We start from the raw sequence: 17,972 nt of genomic DNA, 5'->3' as shown, positions 1-17,972 counted from the left end.
GGGTCGCCCGTGCCGTCATTCTCCCGAAGCCTCGAAAAGGCCCTGCACCAGGCGCTCTCGTTCGCGAACGAGCGACAGCAGGAATACGCGACCTTGGAGCACCTGCTCCTCGCGCTGATCGATGATCAGGACGCGGCCGCCGTCATGCGCGCCTGCAATGTCGATCTCGACGTGCTCAAGCGCAATCTCGTGGAATATATCGACACCGAACTCGAGAACCTCGTCATCGACGGCGATGACGATTCAAAGCCGACGGCCGGATTCCAGCGCGTCATCCAGCGCGCCGTGATCCATGTCCAGTCGTCGGGCCGGGAAGAGGTGACGGGCGCCAACGTGCTCGTCGCGATCTTCGCCGAGCGGGAAAGCCACGCGGCCTACTTCCTGCAGGAACAGGACATGACCCGCTACGACGCGGTCAACTACATCTCCCATGGCATTGCCAAGCGCGCCGGCATGTCCGAAGCACGTCCCGTTCGCGGCGCCGACGAGGAAGCTGCGACGGAGGAGGGCGTGGAAAAGCCTAAGCAGAAGACGGATGCGCTTGAGGCCTACTGCGTGAACCTCAACGAGAAGGCCAAGTCCGGCCGCATCGATCCGTTGATCGGCCGCGATGCCGAAATCTCGCGCACCATCCAGATCCTGTGCCGCCGCTCGAAGAACAACCCGCTCTTCGTCGGCGACCCGGGCGTCGGCAAGACCGCCATCGCGGAAGGCCTTGCCAAGCGCATCGTCGACGGCGACGTGCCGGACGTCCTGATGGACGCCACGATCTTCTCGCTCGACATGGGCGCGCTGCTCGCCGGCACCCGCTATCGCGGCGACTTCGAGGAGCGTCTCAAGCAGGTGGTCAAGGAGATCGAGGAATATCCAGGCGCCGTGATGTTCATCGACGAGATCCACACGGTGATCGGCGCCGGCGCCACGTCGGGCGGGGCGATGGATGCATCGAATCTGCTCAAGCCGGCGCTTGCCTCCGGGTCGATCCGCTGCGTCGGTTCGACCACCTACAAGGAGTATCGCCAGTTCTTCGAGAAGGACCGCGCCCTGCTGCGCCGGTTCCAGAAGATCGACGTCAACGAGCCGACCATCTCGGACACGGTGGAGATCCTCAAGGGCCTGAAGCCCTATTTCGAGACCTTCCACAAGGTCCGCTACACCAACGAGGCGATCAAGACGGCGGTCGAGCTGTCGGCCCGCTATATCAACGACCGCAAGCTGCCGGACAAGGCCATCGACGTGATCGACGAGTCTGGCGCCTCGCAGAAGCTCGTTCCCGAGGCGCGTCGTCGCAAGACCATCGGCGTCAAGGAGATCGAGACCACGGTCGCCTCGATGGCGCGCATCCCGCCGAAGTCGGTTTCCAAGTCCGACGAGGAGGTGCTGTCGAACCTGAACGCCACGCTGAAGCGCATGGTCTACGGCCAGAACGAGGCCATCGAGACGCTGGCGAGCGCCATCAAGCTCGCCCGTGCGGGCCTGCGCGAGCCGGACAAGCCGATCGGCAACTACCTGTTCTCCGGCCCGACCGGCGTCGGCAAGACCGAGGTTGCCCGTCAGCTCGCTTCTTCGCTTGGCGTCGAGCTGCTGCGCTTCGACATGTCCGAGTACATGGAGCGGCACACGGTCTCGCGGCTGATCGGTGCGCCTCCGGGCTATGTCGGCTTCGACCAGGGCGGTCTGCTGACCGACGGCGTCGACCAGCATCCGCATTGCGTGCTGCTGCTCGACGAGATCGAGAAGGCGCATCCGGACCTGTTCAACATCCTGCTGCAGGTGATGGACCACGGCCGGCTGACCGATCACAACGGCAAGCAGGTCGACTTCCGCAACGTCATCCTGATCATGACGACCAATGCGGGCGCGTCCGACATGGCCAAGCCGCCGATCGGCTTCAACCGGGTCAAGCGCGAAGGCGAGGACCAGGAGGCGATCAACCGCCTGTTCACGCCGGAGTTCCGCAACCGTCTCGACGCGGTCATCGCCTTCGGCAGCCTGCCGACCGAGGTCGTGCACCGTATCGTCGAGAAGTTCGTCATGCAGCTCGAGGCCCAGCTGGCCGACCGCGGCGTGACCTTCGAGCTGACCGAGAACGCCATCGCCTGGCTGGCCGACAAGGGTTACGACGAGCGCATGGGCGCCCGCCCGCTCGCCCGCGTGATCCAGGAGCACATCAAGCGGCCGCTGGCCGACGAGGTGCTGTTCGGCAAGCTCAAGAAGGGCGGCACGGTCAAGGTCTCGGTGTCGGAAGATGCCGCCGGCCTGCTGCTGGAAACGGTCGAGGATACGCCGGTCAAGCCAAAGGCGGAAAAGCCCAAGGCTGCGCGTCCGAAGCGTCGCCGCAAGCCCGCCGCCAAGAAGGCCGAGGCCGCCGCGCCGCCGAAGAAGGGTGGTTCGGCCAAGAAGAGCCTCGTTCCGAAGGTGCCGCTGGCCGACTGACGGATCGCACGATCATCGCCGCTCGTTCGAGCGGCCTCGCGGAACGGCGCCCCTGCGGCGCCGTTTTGCATTTCGGCGGCAACCTGCTAGGTAGGGATACTCTCCTTGCCGCTCCCCTCCCGGAGCCGGCGCCAAGTCTTGCGGTCTCGTTTCATGCCGACGCCCCCGTCCGCATCGCCAGAACCTTTGCCGGAGCACCAGCCGGACGGCAGCACGCAGCTGCCGTCGCGCGTGTGGGTGCTGCGCGGGGTCCGGGCGGCAGTTTCCATCCCTGCGCTCATCCTTGCCGCGGCGTTCGTCGGTTATGCCGGCCTTGCCCGCGAGAGCGGCTTCACGCTCGGCGAGACGCTGGCCATGGTCGGCTTCGTCTGGGCGCTGCCGAGCGTCGTCGTGCTCACCGGCGCGATCACCGCCGGCATGGGCCTTGTGCCGGCCGCCATCGCCGTTGCGCTCGCTTCCGTTCGCCTGATGCCGATGACCATGGCGCTGATGCCGGTGCTGCGGGTGGAGGGCAAGACGCGGCGCTGGCAGCTGCTGGCCGCCTCGCATTTCGTCGCCGTCACCGCCTGGGTCTGGGCGATGCGCTATCTGGAGGAGCACCCGCGCGAGGCGCGGCTGCCGTTCTTCCTCGGCTTCGGCGCCAGCCTGACCATTTTCGTCTTCTGCATGACGGGCGCTGCCTATGTGCTGATCGACGACATGCCGCTGCTGCCCTCGGCCGCGCTGTTCATGCTGACGCCGGTCTACTTCCTGTGCTCCCTGTGGGGTGCGGCACGCATTTCCGCCGACAAGGCGGCGATGGCCATCGGCCTCGTTCTGGGCCCGCTGTTCCATCTCTACATGCCGGGGCTCGACCTGCTCTGGACCGGTCTGGTCGGCGGCACGCTCGCCTATGTCGGCACGCGGATCGCGCGGAGGGGGCTGCGATGAGTGCTGCCGATGCCTGGTGGTGGCCCTATGTGATGATCGTGGTGGCCGGCTGGCTCGCCACGGACATCTGGCGCTGGCTCGGCGTCTTCGCCAGCGGCAAGCTGCGCGAAGACAGCGAGGTGATGATCTTCGTGCGTTCCATCGCGACGGCCCTGGTCGCCGGCGTGATCGCCAAGCTGATCCTGTTTCCCGCCGGCGCCCTGCAGAGCGCGCCGGTGATGCTGCGCATCGTCGCGGCGGCCTGCGGTTTTGCCGCCTTCTTCGCTTCGCGGCAGAAGGTGGTGATCGGCGTCGCTGTCGGCGAGGTCGTACTGATCGGCGGCTGGCTGCTTCTCGGTCTTGGCTGAGGACAACGCGCCTGACAGGATGGGCTGCTGACACGAGGCTGTCAGCAGGGGGCTGCTAATCCACACCAGCGACGGCGCGATGGCGCGCCGCCGGTCCGGCCCCAAGGAGAGATCCCATGTCCGACACAGGTTCCGCCGACAAGCTCACCCTCCACTACGCGCCCCGCAGCCGCGCCAGCACCACCCGCGTGCTGCTCGACGAGCTCGGCGCGCCTTACGATCTTCATGTGCTGAACATGCGCGGCGGCGAGCTCAAGTCGCCCGACTACCTGGCGATCAATCCGCTCGGCAAGGTGCCGGCGCTGACCCATGGCGACACGGTGGTGACCGAGTCCGTCGCAATTGCGCTGTATGCCGGCGACCTCTTCCCGCAGGCCGGGCTGACGCCGGCCATCGGCGATCCGCGCCGCGGCGCCTATCTGCGCTGGATGGTGTTCTATGCGGCCTGCTTCGAGCCGGCGCTGATGGACAAGGTTCTCGGCCACGATCCCGGCCCGCAGTCGTCCTATGGCACCTACGACAAGGTGATGGAGACCCTCGCCGAGCAGCTCGGCAAGGCGCCGTATCTTCTCGGCGACGAGATCACCCTCGCCGACATTCACTGGGGCGCTGCGCTGCGCTGGACGCTGATGTTCAAGCTGGTGCCGGACCTGCCGGTCTTCACCGAGTATGCCGAGCGCATCACGTCCCGGCCGAGCTTCCAGCACGTCTTCCAGGACGAGGGCCGGCTCGACGCCGAGCATGAGGCCGCCGCTGCGAAGGCGAGCGGCGGCAACTAGGCGCGGCCTGCCCGATCAGGCGAGGGCGGCGCGGATCTTGTCCGCATTGGCCGCCAGCACCGCCTGGTCGGCCATCTCGCCCGTGTGCGGGCGCAGCGAGACACCGGCAAAGCGCGGGATGACATGGACATGGGTGTGGAACACCACCTGTCCGCCCGCGCTTTCCGAAAACTGCTGGATGGTGGTGCCGTCGGCGTCGAAGGCGCGCACCACCGCATGCGCCATCGTCTGCACGGTCTTCATCACCGCGTTAAGGTCGTCTTCGGCAATGTCGAGGATATTGCGGGACGGGGTCTTCGGAATCACCAGCACATGGCCGTCGCCGCGCGGCATGATGTCCATGATGACGAGGGTCTTGTCGTCCTCGTACACCTTCTGGGCGGGCAGCTCGCCGCGCAGGATCTTGGCGAAGACATTCTGGTCGTCATAGGCGGCAGCTTCGATCGGCATGGCTTTCTCCGGTAAGGGCCGAACAGGCGAACTTGGGTGTTCCTTGGCAGCATAGCCGCCGTCGGGGTTCAAGTTCAGAATCAGATTCAAGCTGAGAAATCGATTCAACGGCGGCTTGGGGCGGCTGCAAAGCCGTTCGGGCGGTCTTCGCATATCGATTCAATGACGGCGAAAAGGCGAGTCGATAGAATCAGATGGAGCGAGGTCTTCAGGCTTTCCTGAAAGGCGAATGCTCGTCGCGGATATAGGCGCCTTCCTGCTCCACCGCCCGGCGCTCGCGCTCCAGATAGTCGGCGACCGCGTCGCGCAATCCGGGATGCGCGATGTAATGGGCGGAGCGCGTCAGGCTCGGCAGATAGCCGCGCGCGAGCTTGTGCGCGCCTTGCGCGCCGGCTTCCACGCGGGGCAGGCCTTGCTCGATGGCATGGTCGATGGCCTGGTAGTAGCAGACCTCGAAATGCAGGAACGGGTGCTCCTCGATGCAGCCCCAGTTGCGCCCGAACAGCGCATGCGAGCCGACGAGGTTCAGCGCGCCGGCGATGTAGCGCCCCTCGCGCCTGGCCATCACCAGCAGCACCCGCTCGCCCAGCCGCTCGCCGAGCAGCGAGAAGAAGCGGCGGTTGAGATAGGGGCGGCCCCACTTGCGTGCGCCCGTGTCCTCGTAGAAGTCGTGGAAGGCGTCCCAATGCGCTTCCGTGAGGTCCTTGCCCGTCAGCCGCTCGATCTCGATGCCGGCCGCCACCGCCTCACGCCGCTCCTTGCGGATCTGCTTGCGCTTGCGCGAGGCGAGATCGCCGAGAAAGCCCTCGAAGTCGGAATAGTTCCGGTTCTCCCAGTGGAACTGCTGGTCGGTGCGCAGCAGGTAGCCGTGCTCGCCCGCCGCGTCCCATTCTTCCTCCTCCATGAAGGTGATGTGTGCGGAGGAGGCCTCGCGCAGCGCGCAAAGGTCCTGCAACCCCTGCGCCAGCGCGGCGATGGCGGCCTGTCGGTCGATGTCCGGTCCGGTCAGGAAGCGCCGGCCGGTCGCCGGGGTGAAAGGCACCGAGCACTGGAGCTTGGGATAGTAGCTGCCGCCGGCGCGCTCATAGGCATCGGCCCAGGCATGGTCGAAGACGTATTCGCCCATCGAGTGGGACTTCAGATAGCAGGGCAGGGCCGCGACGGCGCGCCCGTCCGGATCTTCCAGGATCAGGTGCTGGGGCAGCCAGCCGGCGCGGCGTCCGACGCAGCCGGCCTCTTCCAGGATCGACAGGAAGTCGTGCGATATGAAGGGGTTGAAGGTGGTCTGCGGAGAAACCGATTCAGCGTCCGCAGATTTTGATTCAAGCGGGGCGGGCGACAGCTTGCCGCCCGGATCCAGCCGCCAGCCGGGATTGGCCAGCGCGTCCCACTCCTGGCGCGGGATGTCGGAGAGCCCGCCGATCGCCTTCAGGCGGAACGCGCGGGTGTCTTCGTCGCTTGCGGTCACTCGGGCAGGCCTTCAACGCTTGCGGCCCGCGCGGGAGGGAGCGCTGCCGGCCGGGTGGGGAACTCGTCCCTCACATCTAGTGCGCTGCACGCTTCCTGCAAAGGCGGCTCGCTAGGAGGAAGGTTTAGCGTCCGGGTCGAAGCCTTCGAAGACGATCTGGTCGGCGAAGGCGCGGGCGCGGGCAAGATCCTCCGGCGTGCGGACCGTCCAGGCGATCAGCGGCAGGCCGAAGGCCTTGCGCAGGATGGTCGGAGCCAGCGCGGGCAGGTCCTTCACCCAGTAGGAGACGAAGCTCGGCCGGGTGCGGACGCTGTGCAGCATGTGGCGCAGGGCGAAGCGCTCGACGCGGCTGGCGCGGCCCCATTCCTTCAGGTCGCGGGCACCGTCGCCGAGCGCGCCGCGCGGAATGTCGGGGGCGGCCTCGCGCATCAGGGCCAGCATTTCCGGGTCGAAGGACTTCACTGCGACCGGGCCCGAATAGCGGGCAAGGCTCGCGGCGATGGAGGCGATGAAGGCGCGCTCCGGCGTGCGGCCGAAGCGGGACTTGATCTCGATGCAAAGGCCGGCCTTGCCGCCCACCTGGTCGAGCAGGTCGTCCAGCGTCCACAGCCGGTCGTCGGTGCCGCGCAAGGCGATGCCGGTCAGTTCGGCGGCGCTGCGCTGGCGCACGGGACCACTTTCGAAGGTCAGCCGGTCGAGCGTGTCGTCATGAAAGACGATGGGCACGTCGTCGGCGCTCTGCTGCAGGTCGACCTCGATGGCAAAGCCCTTGTCGACGGCTGCCTGAACGGCGCTCTGGCTGTTCTCGAGGCAGCCGCGCGACTTGTCGTGATAGCCGCGATGGGCGATGGGACGGCTGGTCAGCCAGGAAATGTCACGCATCGTGGTGTCCGCCGTCCCTTTGCCGTCTTACTCGACCTCGAAGACCGCCTCGACCTCGACGGCCACGCCGAAGGGCAGGCCGGCAACGCCGACAGCCGAACGGGCATGGCGGCCACGGTCGCCGAGCGCCTCGACGAGGAAGTCGGAAGCGCCGTTCATCACCTTCGGCTGGTCGCCGAAGTCGGGAGCGGAGTTGACGAAGCCGACGATCTTGACGAGGCGCACGACCTTGTCGAGGTCGCCGAGCGCGGCCTTGGCCTGGGCCAGAAGGTTGATCGCGCAAAGGCGGGCGGCGGCCTGGCCGTCCTCGATCGAGGTGCCGGCGCCGAGCTTGCCCTGGAACTGGATGCCGTCCGGCCCCATCGGGATCTGGCCGGAGATGAACAGCTGGTTGCCCGTGCGCACGAAGGGCACATAGTTGGCCGCCGGCGCTGCCGCCTGCGGAAGGGTGATGCCCAGTTCGGCGATACGTGCCTCGATCTGACCCGGCATTGCGGTCCTCCTTTGGATTGTCGGCCGCGACATTGGCCCAAATCCGGGGAGGCATCAAGCCGCCTGCCGGGCGCGCGCGGGAGAAACGGGTGGATGATCGCAGGGCCGTCCGCCGGCCCATGGCGAATGGGTCTGGTCCGCGCGCGCCGGATGGGCAAGAGTAGGGCCTCGGATTGCTCCAAGGAGACAGACTACATGTATCACTCCCACTGGACGCGCCCGCTCGCCACGACCGGGCTCGGCGTCCTGCTGGCGATTGCCGGCGCACCCGAGGCGGCCCTTGCCGGCATTCAGCTGCAGCCGCACCGCGCCGTCTACGACCTCGGACTGACCGACAGCGCGGAGGCCGCAGGCATGACGGCCGTCCGCGGGCGCATGGTCTACGAGTTCACGGGCAATGCCTGCGAGGGCTACAGCGTCGCGTTCCGCTTCGTCACCCAGGTTGCGGACGAAAGCGGCAACACCCGCGTCACCGACCTGCAGACCAGTTCCTTCGAGGAGCCGGCGGGCAAGAGCTTCCAGTTCGTCTCCAAGACCTTCATCAACCAGCAGCTCGGTGAAGAGACGCAAGGCCGGGCCGAGCGGACGGATGGCGGCATCGATATCGACGTGAAGAAGCCGAAGGAGAACCAGGTCGCGCTGAAGCGCAAGGTCCTGTTCCCGACGGAGCACCTGATCACGTTGCTTGGCCGGGCGCAGGAAGGGGAGACGATCTTCGTCGCCGACCTCTTCGACGGCTCGGAAACCGGCGAGAAGGTCTACGAGACCACGGCGGTGATCGGTCCTCGCCGCGAGGGCGCCGGCGATGTCGGGCGCGATGCGGAGGCCGCCGTCGGCAAGATCGGCGCGAGCGCCCACTGGCCGGTGACGATTTCCTATTTCGACGAGACCAAGGGCGACGGCGGCGAGCGCACGCCGATCTACCAGCTCAGCTTCCTGCTCTACGACAACGGCGTCAGCCGCCGGCTGGTGCTGGACTACGGCGACTTCGAGCTGCGCGGAAACCTCGTCGAGATGACGAAGATGACGGCGAGCGAGTGCAAGCAATAGGTTTTCAGGCAAGACGGGTGCGGGCAGGTGGGCCCGTCCGCACCCTCAGATCAGTGGTCGATCAACGGTGGATCAACGGATCGGCGGGGCGAACTGGATGCCGCCCTGCGACCATAGCGCATTGACGCCGCGCGGCAGCTGCATCGGGCTGCCGGTGCCCAGGTTCCGGTCGAAGGACTCGCCGTAATTGCCGACATGGCGGACGATCCGGGCGACCCAGTCGTTGGTCAGGCCGAGCGTCTTGCCGAACTCGCCGTCGAGGCCGAGCAGGCGGCGGATCTCCGGGTTGTCGCTGTTGGCGGCAAGCTCGTCGACATTGGCCTTGGTGACACCGAGCTCCTCGGCATTGACCATCGCGAAGACCGTCCAGCGGACGATGTCGAACCACTCGTCGTCGCCCTGGCGGACATAGGGGCCGAGCGGCTCCTTCGAGATGACACCGGGCAGCAGCATGTGCGCGTCCGGCTCGGCCATCTTCAGGCGGTAGGAGACGAGCTGCGACATGTCGGTCGTCAGCGCGTCGCAGCGCTTGCTCTCATAGGCCTTCACCGTGTCGTCGATGCTCTGGAAGGTGACGAGCTGGTAGTCCATGTTGTTGACGCGGAAATAGTCGGCCAGGTTCAGCTCGTTGGTGGTGCCCTGCACGGTGCAGATCGAGGCGCCGTTCAGCTCGCGGATCGATTCCACGCCGAGGTCGCGGCGCACCTGGAAGCCCTGGCCGTCGTAGTAGTTGACGGCGGTGAAGTCGAGGCCGATGCCGGCATCGCGGCCGAGCGTCCAGGTCGTGGTGCGCGGCAGCACGTCGATCTCGCCGGTCTGCAGCGCGACGAGGCGGTCCTTGCTCGACAGCGGCACGAAATCCGCCTTCTGCGGGTCGTCGAAGATCGCTGCCGCCAGCGCGCGGCAGACGTCGACGTCGAGGCCCGTCCACTCGCCCTTGTCGTCGGCCATGCTGAAGCCGGCGATGCCGGTGCTGGTTCCGCAGACCAGACGCCCGCGCTCCTTGACGATGTCGAGCGTGCCCTTCGCCAGTGCGGGGGTTCCGAGCAGCAGCGTTCCCGCCACTGCGGCCAAAGCCAGCCTGATGCCTGTTGATGCCATTCCATGTTCTCCGGTTGGGTCGTCTTCTTCAGTTCACGTGCTTCAGTTCATGGGGGCGGGTCGGCCCGCGCCCCTTCCGCTGGCGGCGCGCTACAGGTCCATGACCTCGTAGCGGCCATGCGCCGTTGGCCTCGGTGTCGGGTCGTCGCTGATGGGGATGATTTCCGCCGGCTCGGCATGGGGGGCGGCGTCGCCCTCGCGCCAGATCCAGTAGTGGTTCTCGGGCAGTCCGTTGACCGCGACGACCTTGTGACCTCCCTGCGCGTCGATGGCGTGGATGGTGACGCGCCCGACCAGCCCGCCGACCAGCCGGCGCATGTCCTCCACCGCTTCGTAGACGGCGTCGGCGACGCTCATTCCCATCTTCATGTAGAGGACGACGGCCCGCGACGTTCCGGCCCGGATGCTCATCTCGCCGACGCCGGTACAGGCGCAGGCGCCGTAGCGGCTGTCGGCGTAGGAGCCGGCGCCGATGATCGGGCTGTCGCCCAGGCGCCCGGGATATTTCCAGCCCCAGCCTGAGGTGCTGGTCGCCGCCGCGATGTTGCGGTTGCTGTCCTGGCCCAGAAACACCGTCGTGTCGCGGCCGAGCTCCGGGTCGATCGCCTGCTTGCACAGCTCGCGCATGGGGACGTTCGGCCAGTTTCTGCGGTCGGCCTCGTCGACCTCGGTGGCGAACCAGCGGTTCCAGGCGTTTTCCGCGTGCGGCATCAGGAGTTCGCCGGCCTCCGCGCCGATCTCGCGGGCAAAGCGCATCGCGCCTTCGCCGACCAGGAACTCGTGCGGCAGCTGTTCCATCACCTGCCGGGCGATGCTGACCGGATGCAGGAAGCCGGTGATGGCCCCCACCGCGCCGGTGCGGAACGTCGTTCCGTCCATGACCGAGGCGTCCAGCTCGACGGTGCCGAGCAGGTTCGGCCAGCCGCCGCGTCCGACGGTGCGCACGCTCTCGTCCGCCTCGACCAGGCGCAGGCCCACCTCCAGCGCGTCGAGGGCGGCGCGCCCGTCCGCCAGCATCTGCGCCGTTGCCGGAATACCGCAGCCGCCTTCGTTGTTGGAGACGACGATCATGCCGGTCGGGCCTGTGTATGGGAGCTTGTCGTTCTCATATTGAATCCAATTTCTAGAGGCGGATTGTGGCATATTTCCGCAGTTTTTTGCGGAATTCACCGCTATCATCTAAATTCTCCGATGCCAATATGGCATATTCTCAGAATAATTGGATTCAATTTTTTCGAGGGCGAAACGCTGCTATCATCGCGGCGGGCGACGGGCTATGCCTTGCCCGATCGACACCGCAACAGAGGCGCGTTCTGCCGATGACATCGACTGCAGCATCAGGGACCGTAACGGGGGGCGCATCGGGCGAAGCCCCGGCCGGGCGCCGCAAGACGACGAGCGCCCATGTGGTCGACCGGCTGCGCGAGCGCATCCTGAGCGGTGCCCTGCCGGAGGGGGCGCAGCTGCGGCAGGAGAAGCTGGCGAGCGAGCTCGGTGTCAGCCGCGTGCCGGTGCGCGAGGCGCTGCACCAGCTGGAGGCCGAGGGGCTGGTGACGCTGGTCACCCACAAGGGCGCGGTGGTCTCGGGGCTTTCGGTCGACGACCTGGAAGAAACCTACGAGATCCGCGCCCAGCTCGAAGGCTGGCTGCTGGAGCAGGCGATGCCGATCCTCAGCGAGAAGGACTATGCGCGCGCCGAAGCACTGGTGGCGGAGATGGAGAGCGATCCGCGCGACGAGACCTGGTCTGATCTCAACTGGCGCTTTCACGCGGCGCTCTATGCGCCGGCGAACCGGCCGCGCACGCTGGAGCTGGTGCACAAGCTCTATCGCAACGCCTACCGGCACTTCCCCTTGCCGATCCGTCTGACCGGCGGGCGCGAGCGGATGAGCCGCGAGCACCGGATGCTGGTCGAGCTGTGCCGCAAGGGCGACGTCGCCGCCGCCCGCGAGCATCTGACGACGCATATCCTGCTCGGCGCGCGGACGCTGATTTCCCGGCTGAAGGCGCTGCGCCAGAAGGAAGCTGCGGACGAGGAGGCCCGGTAAGGCCTTTTGCCGCTAGCGGTCGCGCTGCCGGCGCGGGTCGCCGGCCTTGGTGAGGCCGAGCTCCACCGCCTGTTTTCCGAATTTCGACCGCAGCGCGTCGACGGCGCGCTCGGCCCGGGCGCGCTGGCCGGCGACCGGATCCACCAGATCGTCCGGGTCGGCGCGGGTGCCGTCCGTCAGTTCCGACACGCCGATGCCGATCAGGCGGAAGCGCTTTCCTTCCGCGGCGGCCTTCAGCAGGTCCTCGCCGGTCCGGAAGATCCGGTCGGCAAGCTGGGTCGGGTCGGCAAGGCTGCGCGAGCGGGTGATGATGCGGAAGTCCGGCGTCTTCAGCTTCAGCGTCACCGTGCGCCCGGCAAGATCCGCCGCCTTCAGCCGCGTCGAGACCTCTTCCGCAAGGCGCCGCAGGATGGCGCGCAGCCGCCCAAGATCGGAAATGTCGGTGTCGAAGGTCGTCTCGCTCGACACGCTCTTGGTCTCGCGATGCGCCGAGACGGGGCGGTCGTCGCGGCCATGGGCAAGGCTGGCGAGCCGCAGCCCCATCGCGCCGTAGCGGCGAGCGAGGTCGACCGCCTCCATCTTCTGCAGCTGGCCGATGGTGGTCAGCCCGTCTGCGGCGAGCTTTTGCTGGAACACCTTGCCGACGCCCCAGATCAGCCCGATCTTCTGCTCGGCGAGGAAGCTCACCGCCTCGGCCGCGCCGATCACCGAGAAGCCGCGCGGCTTGTCGAGATCGGAGGCGATCTTGGCCAGGAACTTGTTGGGCGCAAGGCCGACGGACACGGTGACGCCGACCTCTTCCTCGATGGAGCGGGCGAAGCGGGCGAGCGATTCCGCCGGGGTCGCGTGGTGCAGCCGTTCCGTCCCGGTCAGGTCGAGAAACGCCTCGTCGATGGACAGCGGCTCGACCAGGGGCGTCAGTGCCCGCATGCGCTCGCGGATGTCGCGGCCGACGCGCACGTATTTCGCCATGTCGGGCTTGATCACCACCGCGTCGGGGCACAGCTCGCGCGCCTTGAACATCGGCATGGCCGAGCGCACGCCGCTGATCCGGGCGATGTAGCAGCAGGTCGAGACGACGCCGCGCGTGCCGCCGCCGATGATCAGCGGCCGGTCGGTCAGCGACGGGTTGTCGCGCTTTTCCACCGAGGCGTAGAACGCGTCGCAGTCGATATGGGCGATGGAGAGGCTGTCGAGTTCGGGGTGGGAGAGCACCCGCGGGCTGCCGCAGGCGCGGCAGCGCAGGGAGGTGCCGCGCATCGCCGCCGGCGCCCGGCTCAGGCAGTCGCGGCACAGGACGGTGCCGGCACGGCGGGCCGCCTCGGCGCCGCCGCCCGCTATACGTCCCCCAACAGGCACTGCGCCCGACATGTCCCGCGGCTCCGGTCGTTCGGCGGCGGGGTAGGCTCTCAGCCGCCGATCACCTGCCGAATATAGGTGGTCGCCGTTCGCCAGTCATGGGTCTTGAGGCCGGTTCCCTCGATATCCTCCGCTCCGGCGAAGAAGCGCTGGTCGGCGATGAAATGCACCAGCGTGCTGCCTGCGTGGCTGTCGCGTACCGAGCGGATGTTCGAGGGGCTGTCGTCGATGAAGACGACCGGCGCGCTGCGTCCGGCGGCAAGGGCTGCCACGGCCCCGCCCTTGGGGCCGGAATTGGTGACCAGCGGATAGGCCATGCCATGGCTGGTGAGCGTGCGGATGCGCCCCTCGCGATTCCAGGCACCCGGCAGGTTGGTGAGGAACACCACGTCGGCGGCCCCGGCAAGGTTTGCCAGCGCGTCGGCGGCACCCGGCACCGGCTTCTGCAGCTCGACCCATTCGTCGAAGAAGGCCTGGATCAGCGCCCGCACCACGGTCGCCTCCAGCAGCGTGCCGGCCGCATCTGCGATGTTGCCGGTCAGCTTGTATTCGTGGCTGAGGAAGCGGTGGCCGGAGCGGCCCATATGCTCTTCCAGATGGGCGAGGAACAGCAGCACCACTTCGTCCACGTCGCAGATGACGAGCGGGCGCCCGGGCTGCGCGGGGTGCATTTCGTGCAGCTGGCGGATCTGCTCCAGCGTTGCCGGCAGCACCGGCGTCGGCGCGCTCATTCGCCGTTCTCCGCGAAGGCGCCGTCGCCATGGGCGGTGTCGAGCGCATGGCGGGCGGTGGCGATGGTGGTCGGGCGCAGGCCGCGCGCCTCGCAGAACGCCAGCAGTAGCGCCTCGTGGCCCATGTAGAACTCCAGCACGCCGATCAGGAAGCCGGGCTCGCTCGCCGCGTCCCTGAGGTCCGCCGGACCGATGCCGGCCAGCGCCAGAAAGCGGCCGAGATGTTCCATGTCGGAGGCGAGGTATCCGAGTGCGTCGGTGGCGATCGCCTCCGCCTCGTCGGACCCCAACCGGGATGAATGCCGCGCGATCATTCGCGTTTGCCTTTCCGAAACGAATTCCCTCTACGATATATGGTACCTATCGTGGGTAAGGGGCCGACGCCAGTCACGCTCTCGCCAAGCCGGCGCTGCAAGCTGCCGGACGTGAGCCGCGGGAAGGCCGGGCGCGGGGACGAAGGCGAATACTATGGCTAAAACCGTGCTGATTGTTGAGGATAACGAACTCAACATGAAGCTGTTTCATGATCTTCTTGAGGCCCATGGCTACCAGACGCTGCAGACCCGCACGGGGATGGAAGCGCTGGAGCTGGCGCGCGAGCATCGTCCGCAGCTGATTCTCATGGATATCCAGCTGCCGGAGGTCTCCGGGCTCGAAGTCACGAAATGGATCAAGGAAGACGACGACCTCAAAACCATCCCGGTGATCGCCGTCACGGCCTTCGCGATGAAGGGCGATGAGGAGCGAATCCGCCAGGGCGGCTGCGAGGCCTATATCTCGAAGCCGATCTCGGTCGCGAAGTTCCTGGAAACCGTGCGTTCCTATCTGGGCGACTGACCAACGGAAGAGGGCCAACAGGCGGGGGCATGAGCGGGCGCATTCTCGTTGTCGACGACGTCAAGGCGAATGTGAGGCTCCTGGAAGCGCGGCTGGGGGCCGAATATTTCGAGGTTCGTTCCGCCGTCAGCGGTGCGCAGGCGCTCGAGATTCTTGCCGACTGGCCCTGCGACATCGTCCTGCTCGATGTGATGATGCCCGGTCTCGACGGGTTCGAGGTTTGCCGGCGAATCAAGACCGACCCGCGCCTTGCCCATATTCCCGTCGTCCTGATCACCGCGCTCGACCGCTCCGAGGATCGCATCCGCGGATTGCGGGCCGGCGCCGACGAATTCCTCAGCAAGCCGGTCAACGACGTCGCGCTGGTGGCGCGGGTGCGCAACCTGATCGGCCTCAAGCGCCTGACCGACGAGCTGCGCCTGCGCGCCCAGACCGGCTCGCAATTCGGCCTCTCCAGCGATTTCGATCCGGCGGGGGAAGCGCCCGCCAGTCTTCTCGTGGTCGACGACCGCCCGGGCTCGGCCGAGCGGCTCGCCGCGGCGCTCTCGCGCGATTACGACGTTGCGGTGGAGCCCTCGGCCGCACAGGCGCTGCTGTCGGCCTCCAACGGGGCCTACGACACGATCCTGATCAACCTGCGCCTTGCCGGCTACGACGCCCTGCGGCTCGTCTCGCAGCTGCGCTCGCTCGATCGCACGCGGCTGGTGCCCATCGTCCTGATCGCCGATGCCGACGACACCGCGCGGGTGACGCGGGCACTCGATCTCGGCGTCAACGACCATCTGGTCCGCCCCGTCGACAAGACCGAGCTGGCGATCCGCGTGCGCACGCAGGTCAGCCGCAAGCGGGCCATCGACCGCCTGGCCGCCGATGTGGAGCAGACCCTGGCGATGGCGGTCACCGATCCGCTGTCGGGCCTGCGCAACCGGCGCTATCTGGAGACCCATCTGGCGAGCGAGCTGCAACAGGCGGCGGATGCCGGCCTGCCGCTGGCCCTGATGCTCGTCGATATCGATCATTTCAAGCGGATCAACGACCTGCACGGGCACGATGCCGGCGACGGGGTGATCCGCGACGTGGCGCGGCGCCTGCGCTCGCACACCCGCAGCCTCGATCTCGCCTGCCGCTTCGGCGGCGAGGAATTCGTCATGCTGATGCCGGAGACCGATCTGGAGCGGGCGGCCGGCATCGCCGAGCGCCTGCGCAAGGTGATCGAGGCGGAGCCCTTCCGCCTGCCGTCGGCCGACGAGATGCTGGTCACCGTCAGCATCGGCGTCGCCGCCTACCAGGGACGCGGCGACAGCGGCACGGCCATGCTGAAGCGCGCCGACCAGGCGCTCTACCGGGCCAAGGCCGAGGGGCGTAACCGCATCGCGCTGGACGCCGGCGCGTCGCAGGCCGGGGAGGGGGCTGCCATACCCCTTCCCGGCAACGCGTCCGGCATTGCGGCGCGTCGCCGCTAGCCCCGCTTTTCCGTCTTCCGACAGCCCGGACCTACTGCTGATACCCCGGAATGGTGCGGCGGGCTTCCTCGTCCACCTGCGCCAGCGTCAGCTCGTAGTCGCGCCGGCGGTCGTTCAGCTCGAAGCGGGCATCCTGCATCTCGAAGCGCGCATCCTGCACCCTCTGGCGCAGGTCGTTCTGCCGGTCGCGGCAGGCCACGCGCTCGTCGCCCTTCTTCTCGCGGCAGTCGATCCGGTCCAGTTCCGAGCGCAGGCGGTCGATCTCGCGCTGGCGGTCGTCGACGCGCCGCTCCAGCTGGGTGACCTTGTCGCGCGTGGTCCAGATCCGCTTGCCGAGCCGGTGCGCGCGCTCGGCCTCGCCGGCAAGGTTCGGCGGGCAGATCGGCGACAGGCTGGTGTTCTGGCGGCCGAGGTTGAAGCCGTTGAGCGGGGTGCAATAGAGCTGCACGCCCTGGTCCCAGCCGCTCATATAGGCCTGCGGGTCGGGGGTGATGCCGTGCCGGCCGCAATCCTTGATGACGTCGTCGAAACGGGAGGAGGGATAGCCCTGCGCGGCATGGGCGCGGCCGATCTCGCTCCAGTCGCCGGCGACGCATTGTTCCTTGGAGACCGTCTCGCAGCCCGCGAGCAGGCCGGCGGCAAGGACGAGAAGGAAAGCGGTGAGGCACTGTCTCATGAGGCACGTCCGTCTGGCTGAAACGAGGCCGAACGGAAGGCTCATTCCTGCCGCCCCCCAACGGCGCCTTTTCCTTAGCGGCGGCGCGGGGCTTGCGCAACCGGATGCGATGCCCACCCAAACGGGTGCGATCGGGCCTTTCCGGGCGTCCGTGGTGATGCCGCAAGCAGCCGAATCGATCACGGCAACGTTAACTTGCGCAACATTGTTTCGAGCGGGGGCTGTTAACCGAACTTATTTACATAAAAAGAAAAGAAACTTTTAACGATCCCGGCGAGTGTGTTGATTCGGCGGGCCTTTCAGGTACTCTCGCTTCAATCGACGGCGGCTGATCTTCGGGTTGCCGCCCCGTTATCTTGCCGGTTTCGCCGTCACGGCGTTCAGCCGAGCAGGATGACCCACGGAAAGTTCAGGTCCGCCGCATCTCCTGACACCGTGGGCCCGATCGGCGTCCCCCGGGTTTGGAGTGGCCTCCTCGTGTCCCGGCAGGGACGCCGATCGCCAAGTTCCCTCACATCTCCTGCCGTTTCCGGCATTCCGGCAGAATCACCATTTCTGCTGTCTCACCGGGCCCGAAACGCAAAAAAGGCCCCCGAAGGGGCCTTTGCCGGCAAAGCCGTCGCGCGGTGGCGCAAGATCTTACTTGATCTTGGCTTCGCGGAACTCGACGTGCTTCTTCGCGACCGGGTCGTACTTCCGCTGGACCATCTTCTCGGTCATGGTGCGGGAGTTCTTCTTGGTCACGTAAAAGAAGCCGGTGTCAGCCGTCGACAGCAGCTTGATCTTGATGGTGGTCGCCTTGGCCATCGTTCTTGTCCTTGCACTTGTGTCCGGCCATACGTCGGAGCCTCCGTCTGTTCGGAGAAGACGCTCCACCGGTTAGTCTTGGAAAACTGTGCGCGCAACATACGTTCCGCGCGCCC

Annotated in this window: 19 protein-coding genes; 8 read left to right on the top strand and 11 right to left on the bottom strand. The window is 67.1% G+C overall.

The window, feature by feature from the left end; genetic code table 11:
* Positions 1–9: 9 nt before the first annotated feature.
* The 4 genes from clpA to BBX35_RS03455 all read left to right on the top strand — a co-directional run bounded on the left by clpA (position 10) and on the right by BBX35_RS03455 (position 4,492).
* On the top strand, positions 10–2,436 hold the full coding sequence (gene clpA / locus BBX35_RS03470) for an ATP-dependent Clp protease ATP-binding subunit ClpA (protein WP_067216046.1): 2,427 nt from the start codon (positions 10–12) through the stop codon (positions 2,434–2,436).
* A 153-nt stretch (positions 2,437–2,589) separates the two neighbouring features.
* A complete protein-coding gene (locus BBX35_RS03465; protein ID WP_083206002.1) occupies positions 2,590–3,366 on the top strand; it encodes an AzlC family ABC transporter permease in 777 nt (258 codons plus the stop codon).
* Positions 3,363–3,713: an AzlD domain-containing protein gene (locus BBX35_RS03460; protein ID WP_067216042.1), complete on the top strand. Its 351-nt coding sequence runs from the start codon at positions 3,363–3,365 to the stop codon at positions 3,711–3,713. The genes BBX35_RS03465 and BBX35_RS03460 overlap by 4 nt, the downstream gene beginning before the upstream one ends.
* Positions 3,714–3,829: 116 nt before the next feature.
* Positions 3,830–4,492 (top strand): glutathione S-transferase family protein, encoded by a 663-nt coding sequence (locus BBX35_RS03455; RefSeq protein WP_067216040.1) that lies wholly within the window; start codon positions 3,830–3,832, stop codon positions 4,490–4,492.
* A 15-nt stretch (positions 4,493–4,507) separates the two neighbouring features.
* Here the strand turns inward: BBX35_RS03455 and BBX35_RS03450 are convergent, their stop codons facing one another.
* The 4 genes from BBX35_RS03450 to BBX35_RS03435 all read right to left on the bottom strand — a co-directional run bounded on the left by BBX35_RS03450 (position 4,508) and on the right by BBX35_RS03435 (position 7,784).
* On the bottom strand, positions 4,508–4,936 hold the full coding sequence (locus tag BBX35_RS03450) for an HIT family protein (RefSeq protein ID WP_067218153.1): 429 nt from the start codon (positions 4,934–4,936) through the stop codon (positions 4,508–4,510).
* Between the two features lie 214 nt (positions 4,937–5,150).
* A complete protein-coding gene (locus tag BBX35_RS03445) occupies positions 5,151–6,410 on the bottom strand; it encodes a GNAT family N-acetyltransferase (RefSeq protein ID WP_067216037.1) in 1,260 nt (419 codons plus the stop codon).
* A gap of 111 nt (positions 6,411–6,521) precedes the next feature.
* The gene (locus tag BBX35_RS03440) at positions 6,522–7,292 is read right to left on the bottom strand and encodes a glycerophosphodiester phosphodiesterase family protein (protein ID WP_067216035.1); all 771 of its coding nucleotides are present in this window, start codon (positions 7,290–7,292) and stop codon (positions 6,522–6,524) included.
* A 27-nt stretch (positions 7,293–7,319) separates the two neighbouring features.
* Positions 7,320–7,784, bottom strand: coding sequence for a RidA family protein (locus BBX35_RS03435; RefSeq protein WP_067216033.1), 465 nt, complete (start codon positions 7,782–7,784; stop codon positions 7,320–7,322).
* A 195-nt stretch (positions 7,785–7,979) separates the two neighbouring features.
* Between BBX35_RS03435 and BBX35_RS03430 the strand changes: the two genes are divergently transcribed.
* Positions 7,980–8,834: a cell envelope integrity EipB family protein gene (locus tag BBX35_RS03430; protein ID WP_067216031.1), complete on the top strand. Its 855-nt coding sequence runs from the start codon at positions 7,980–7,982 to the stop codon at positions 8,832–8,834.
* A gap of 72 nt (positions 8,835–8,906) precedes the next feature.
* Here BBX35_RS03430 and BBX35_RS03425 read toward each other — a convergent pair whose 3' ends face one another.
* A complete protein-coding gene (locus tag BBX35_RS03425; protein WP_067216028.1) occupies positions 8,907–9,935 on the bottom strand; it encodes an amino acid ABC transporter substrate-binding protein in 1,029 nt (342 codons plus the stop codon).
* A 90-nt stretch (positions 9,936–10,025) separates the two neighbouring features.
* Positions 10,026–11,006 carry a glycosylasparaginase gene (locus tag BBX35_RS03420; RefSeq protein WP_067216025.1) on the bottom strand — a complete coding sequence of 327 codons (981 nt, stop codon included), beginning with the start codon at positions 11,004–11,006 and terminating at the stop codon, positions 10,026–10,028.
* A 248-nt stretch (positions 11,007–11,254) separates the two neighbouring features.
* Here BBX35_RS03420 and BBX35_RS03415 point away from each other — a divergent pair, with 248 nt between their 5' ends.
* Entirely contained in the window at positions 11,255–11,983 is a 729-nt protein-coding gene (locus BBX35_RS03415; RefSeq protein ID WP_083206001.1) for a GntR family transcriptional regulator, read from the top strand.
* 12 nt (positions 11,984–11,995) lie between these two features.
* Here BBX35_RS03415 and BBX35_RS03410 read toward each other — a convergent pair whose 3' ends face one another.
* From BBX35_RS03410 to BBX35_RS03400, 3 genes are read right to left on the bottom strand one after another with little or no spacing between them, the layout of a single operon-like run.
* Positions 11,996–13,354 (bottom strand): DNA polymerase IV, encoded by a 1,359-nt coding sequence (locus tag BBX35_RS03410; RefSeq protein WP_083206000.1) that lies wholly within the window; start codon positions 13,352–13,354, stop codon positions 11,996–11,998.
* Positions 13,355–13,392: 38 nt separating this feature from the next.
* Positions 13,393–14,073 (bottom strand): hypothetical protein, encoded by a 681-nt coding sequence (locus BBX35_RS03405; protein WP_088946033.1) that lies wholly within the window; start codon positions 14,071–14,073, stop codon positions 13,393–13,395.
* Positions 14,070–14,387, bottom strand: coding sequence for a DUF3572 domain-containing protein (locus BBX35_RS03400; protein WP_067216020.1), 318 nt, complete (start codon positions 14,385–14,387; stop codon positions 14,070–14,072). The genes BBX35_RS03405 and BBX35_RS03400 overlap by 4 nt, the downstream gene beginning before the upstream one ends.
* Before the next feature lie 154 nt (positions 14,388–14,541).
* Here BBX35_RS03400 and BBX35_RS03395 point away from each other — a divergent pair, with 154 nt between their 5' ends.
* Together BBX35_RS03395 and BBX35_RS03390 are read left to right on the top strand one after the other, a co-directional pair.
* The gene (locus tag BBX35_RS03395; RefSeq protein WP_067216017.1) at positions 14,542–14,910 is read left to right on the top strand and encodes a response regulator; all 369 of its coding nucleotides are present in this window, start codon (positions 14,542–14,544) and stop codon (positions 14,908–14,910) included.
* Positions 14,911–14,939: 29 nt separating this feature from the next.
* A complete protein-coding gene (locus BBX35_RS03390; RefSeq protein ID WP_067216016.1) occupies positions 14,940–16,373 on the top strand; it encodes a PleD family two-component system response regulator in 1,434 nt (477 codons plus the stop codon).
* Between the two features lie 31 nt (positions 16,374–16,404).
* Here the strand turns inward: BBX35_RS03390 and BBX35_RS03385 are convergent, their stop codons facing one another.
* Entirely contained in the window at positions 16,405–17,049 is a 645-nt protein-coding gene (locus BBX35_RS03385) for a DUF2799 domain-containing protein (RefSeq protein ID WP_067216013.1), read from the bottom strand.
* Between the two features lie 639 nt (positions 17,050–17,688).
* Entirely contained in the window at positions 17,689–17,856 is a 168-nt protein-coding gene (gene rpmG, locus BBX35_RS03380) for a 50S ribosomal protein L33 (protein WP_067216011.1), read from the bottom strand.
* Positions 17,857–17,972 lie beyond the last annotated feature (116 nt).

Source organism: Stappia indica, assembly GCF_001696535.1.
GTDB classification, from domain to species: Bacteria; Pseudomonadota; Alphaproteobacteria; order Rhizobiales; family Stappiaceae; genus Stappia; species Stappia indica.
The sequence above is the reverse complement of the archived record's forward strand: the minus strand, read 5'-3'. Positions and strand labels throughout refer to the sequence as shown.

Coding starts and splice junctions, on each gene's coding strand:
- rpmG (WP_067216011.1), bottom strand. CDS start 17,856: ATGGCCAAGGCGACCACCATCAAGATCAAGCTGCTGTCGACGGCTGAC.
- BBX35_RS03465 (WP_083206002.1), top strand. CDS start 2,590: ATGCCGACGCCCCCGTCCGCATCGCCAGAACCTTTGCCGGAGCACCAG.
- BBX35_RS03435 (WP_067216033.1), bottom strand. CDS start 7,784: ATGCCGGGTCAGATCGAGGCACGTATCGCCGAACTGGGCATCACCCTT.
- BBX35_RS03430 (WP_067216031.1), top strand. CDS start 7,980: ATGTATCACTCCCACTGGACGCGCCCGCTCGCCACGACCGGGCTCGGC.
- BBX35_RS03385 (WP_067216013.1), bottom strand. CDS start 17,049: ATGAGACAGTGCCTCACCGCTTTCCTTCTCGTCCTTGCCGCCGGCCTG.
- BBX35_RS03460 (WP_067216042.1), top strand. CDS start 3,363: ATGAGTGCTGCCGATGCCTGGTGGTGGCCCTATGTGATGATCGTGGTG.
- BBX35_RS03400 (WP_067216020.1), bottom strand. CDS start 14,387: ATGATCGCGCGGCATTCATCCCGGTTGGGGTCCGACGAGGCGGAGGCG.
- BBX35_RS03415 (WP_083206001.1), top strand. CDS start 11,255: ATGACATCGACTGCAGCATCAGGGACCGTAACGGGGGGCGCATCGGGC.
- BBX35_RS03425 (WP_067216028.1), bottom strand. CDS start 9,935: ATGGCATCAACAGGCATCAGGCTGGCTTTGGCCGCAGTGGCGGGAACG.
- BBX35_RS03405 (WP_088946033.1), bottom strand. CDS start 14,073: ATGAGCGCGCCGACGCCGGTGCTGCCGGCAACGCTGGAGCAGATCCGC.
- BBX35_RS03420 (WP_067216025.1), bottom strand. CDS start 11,006: ATGATCGTCGTCTCCAACAACGAAGGCGGCTGCGGTATTCCGGCAACG.
- BBX35_RS03440 (WP_067216035.1), bottom strand. CDS start 7,292: ATGCGTGACATTTCCTGGCTGACCAGCCGTCCCATCGCCCATCGCGGC.
- BBX35_RS03395 (WP_067216017.1), top strand. CDS start 14,542: ATGGCTAAAACCGTGCTGATTGTTGAGGATAACGAACTCAACATGAAG.
- BBX35_RS03410 (WP_083206000.1), bottom strand. CDS start 13,354: ATGTCGGGCGCAGTGCCTGTTGGGGGACGTATAGCGGGCGGCGGCGCC.
- BBX35_RS03455 (WP_067216040.1), top strand. CDS start 3,830: ATGTCCGACACAGGTTCCGCCGACAAGCTCACCCTCCACTACGCGCCC.
- BBX35_RS03390 (WP_067216016.1), top strand. CDS start 14,940: ATGAGCGGGCGCATTCTCGTTGTCGACGACGTCAAGGCGAATGTGAGG.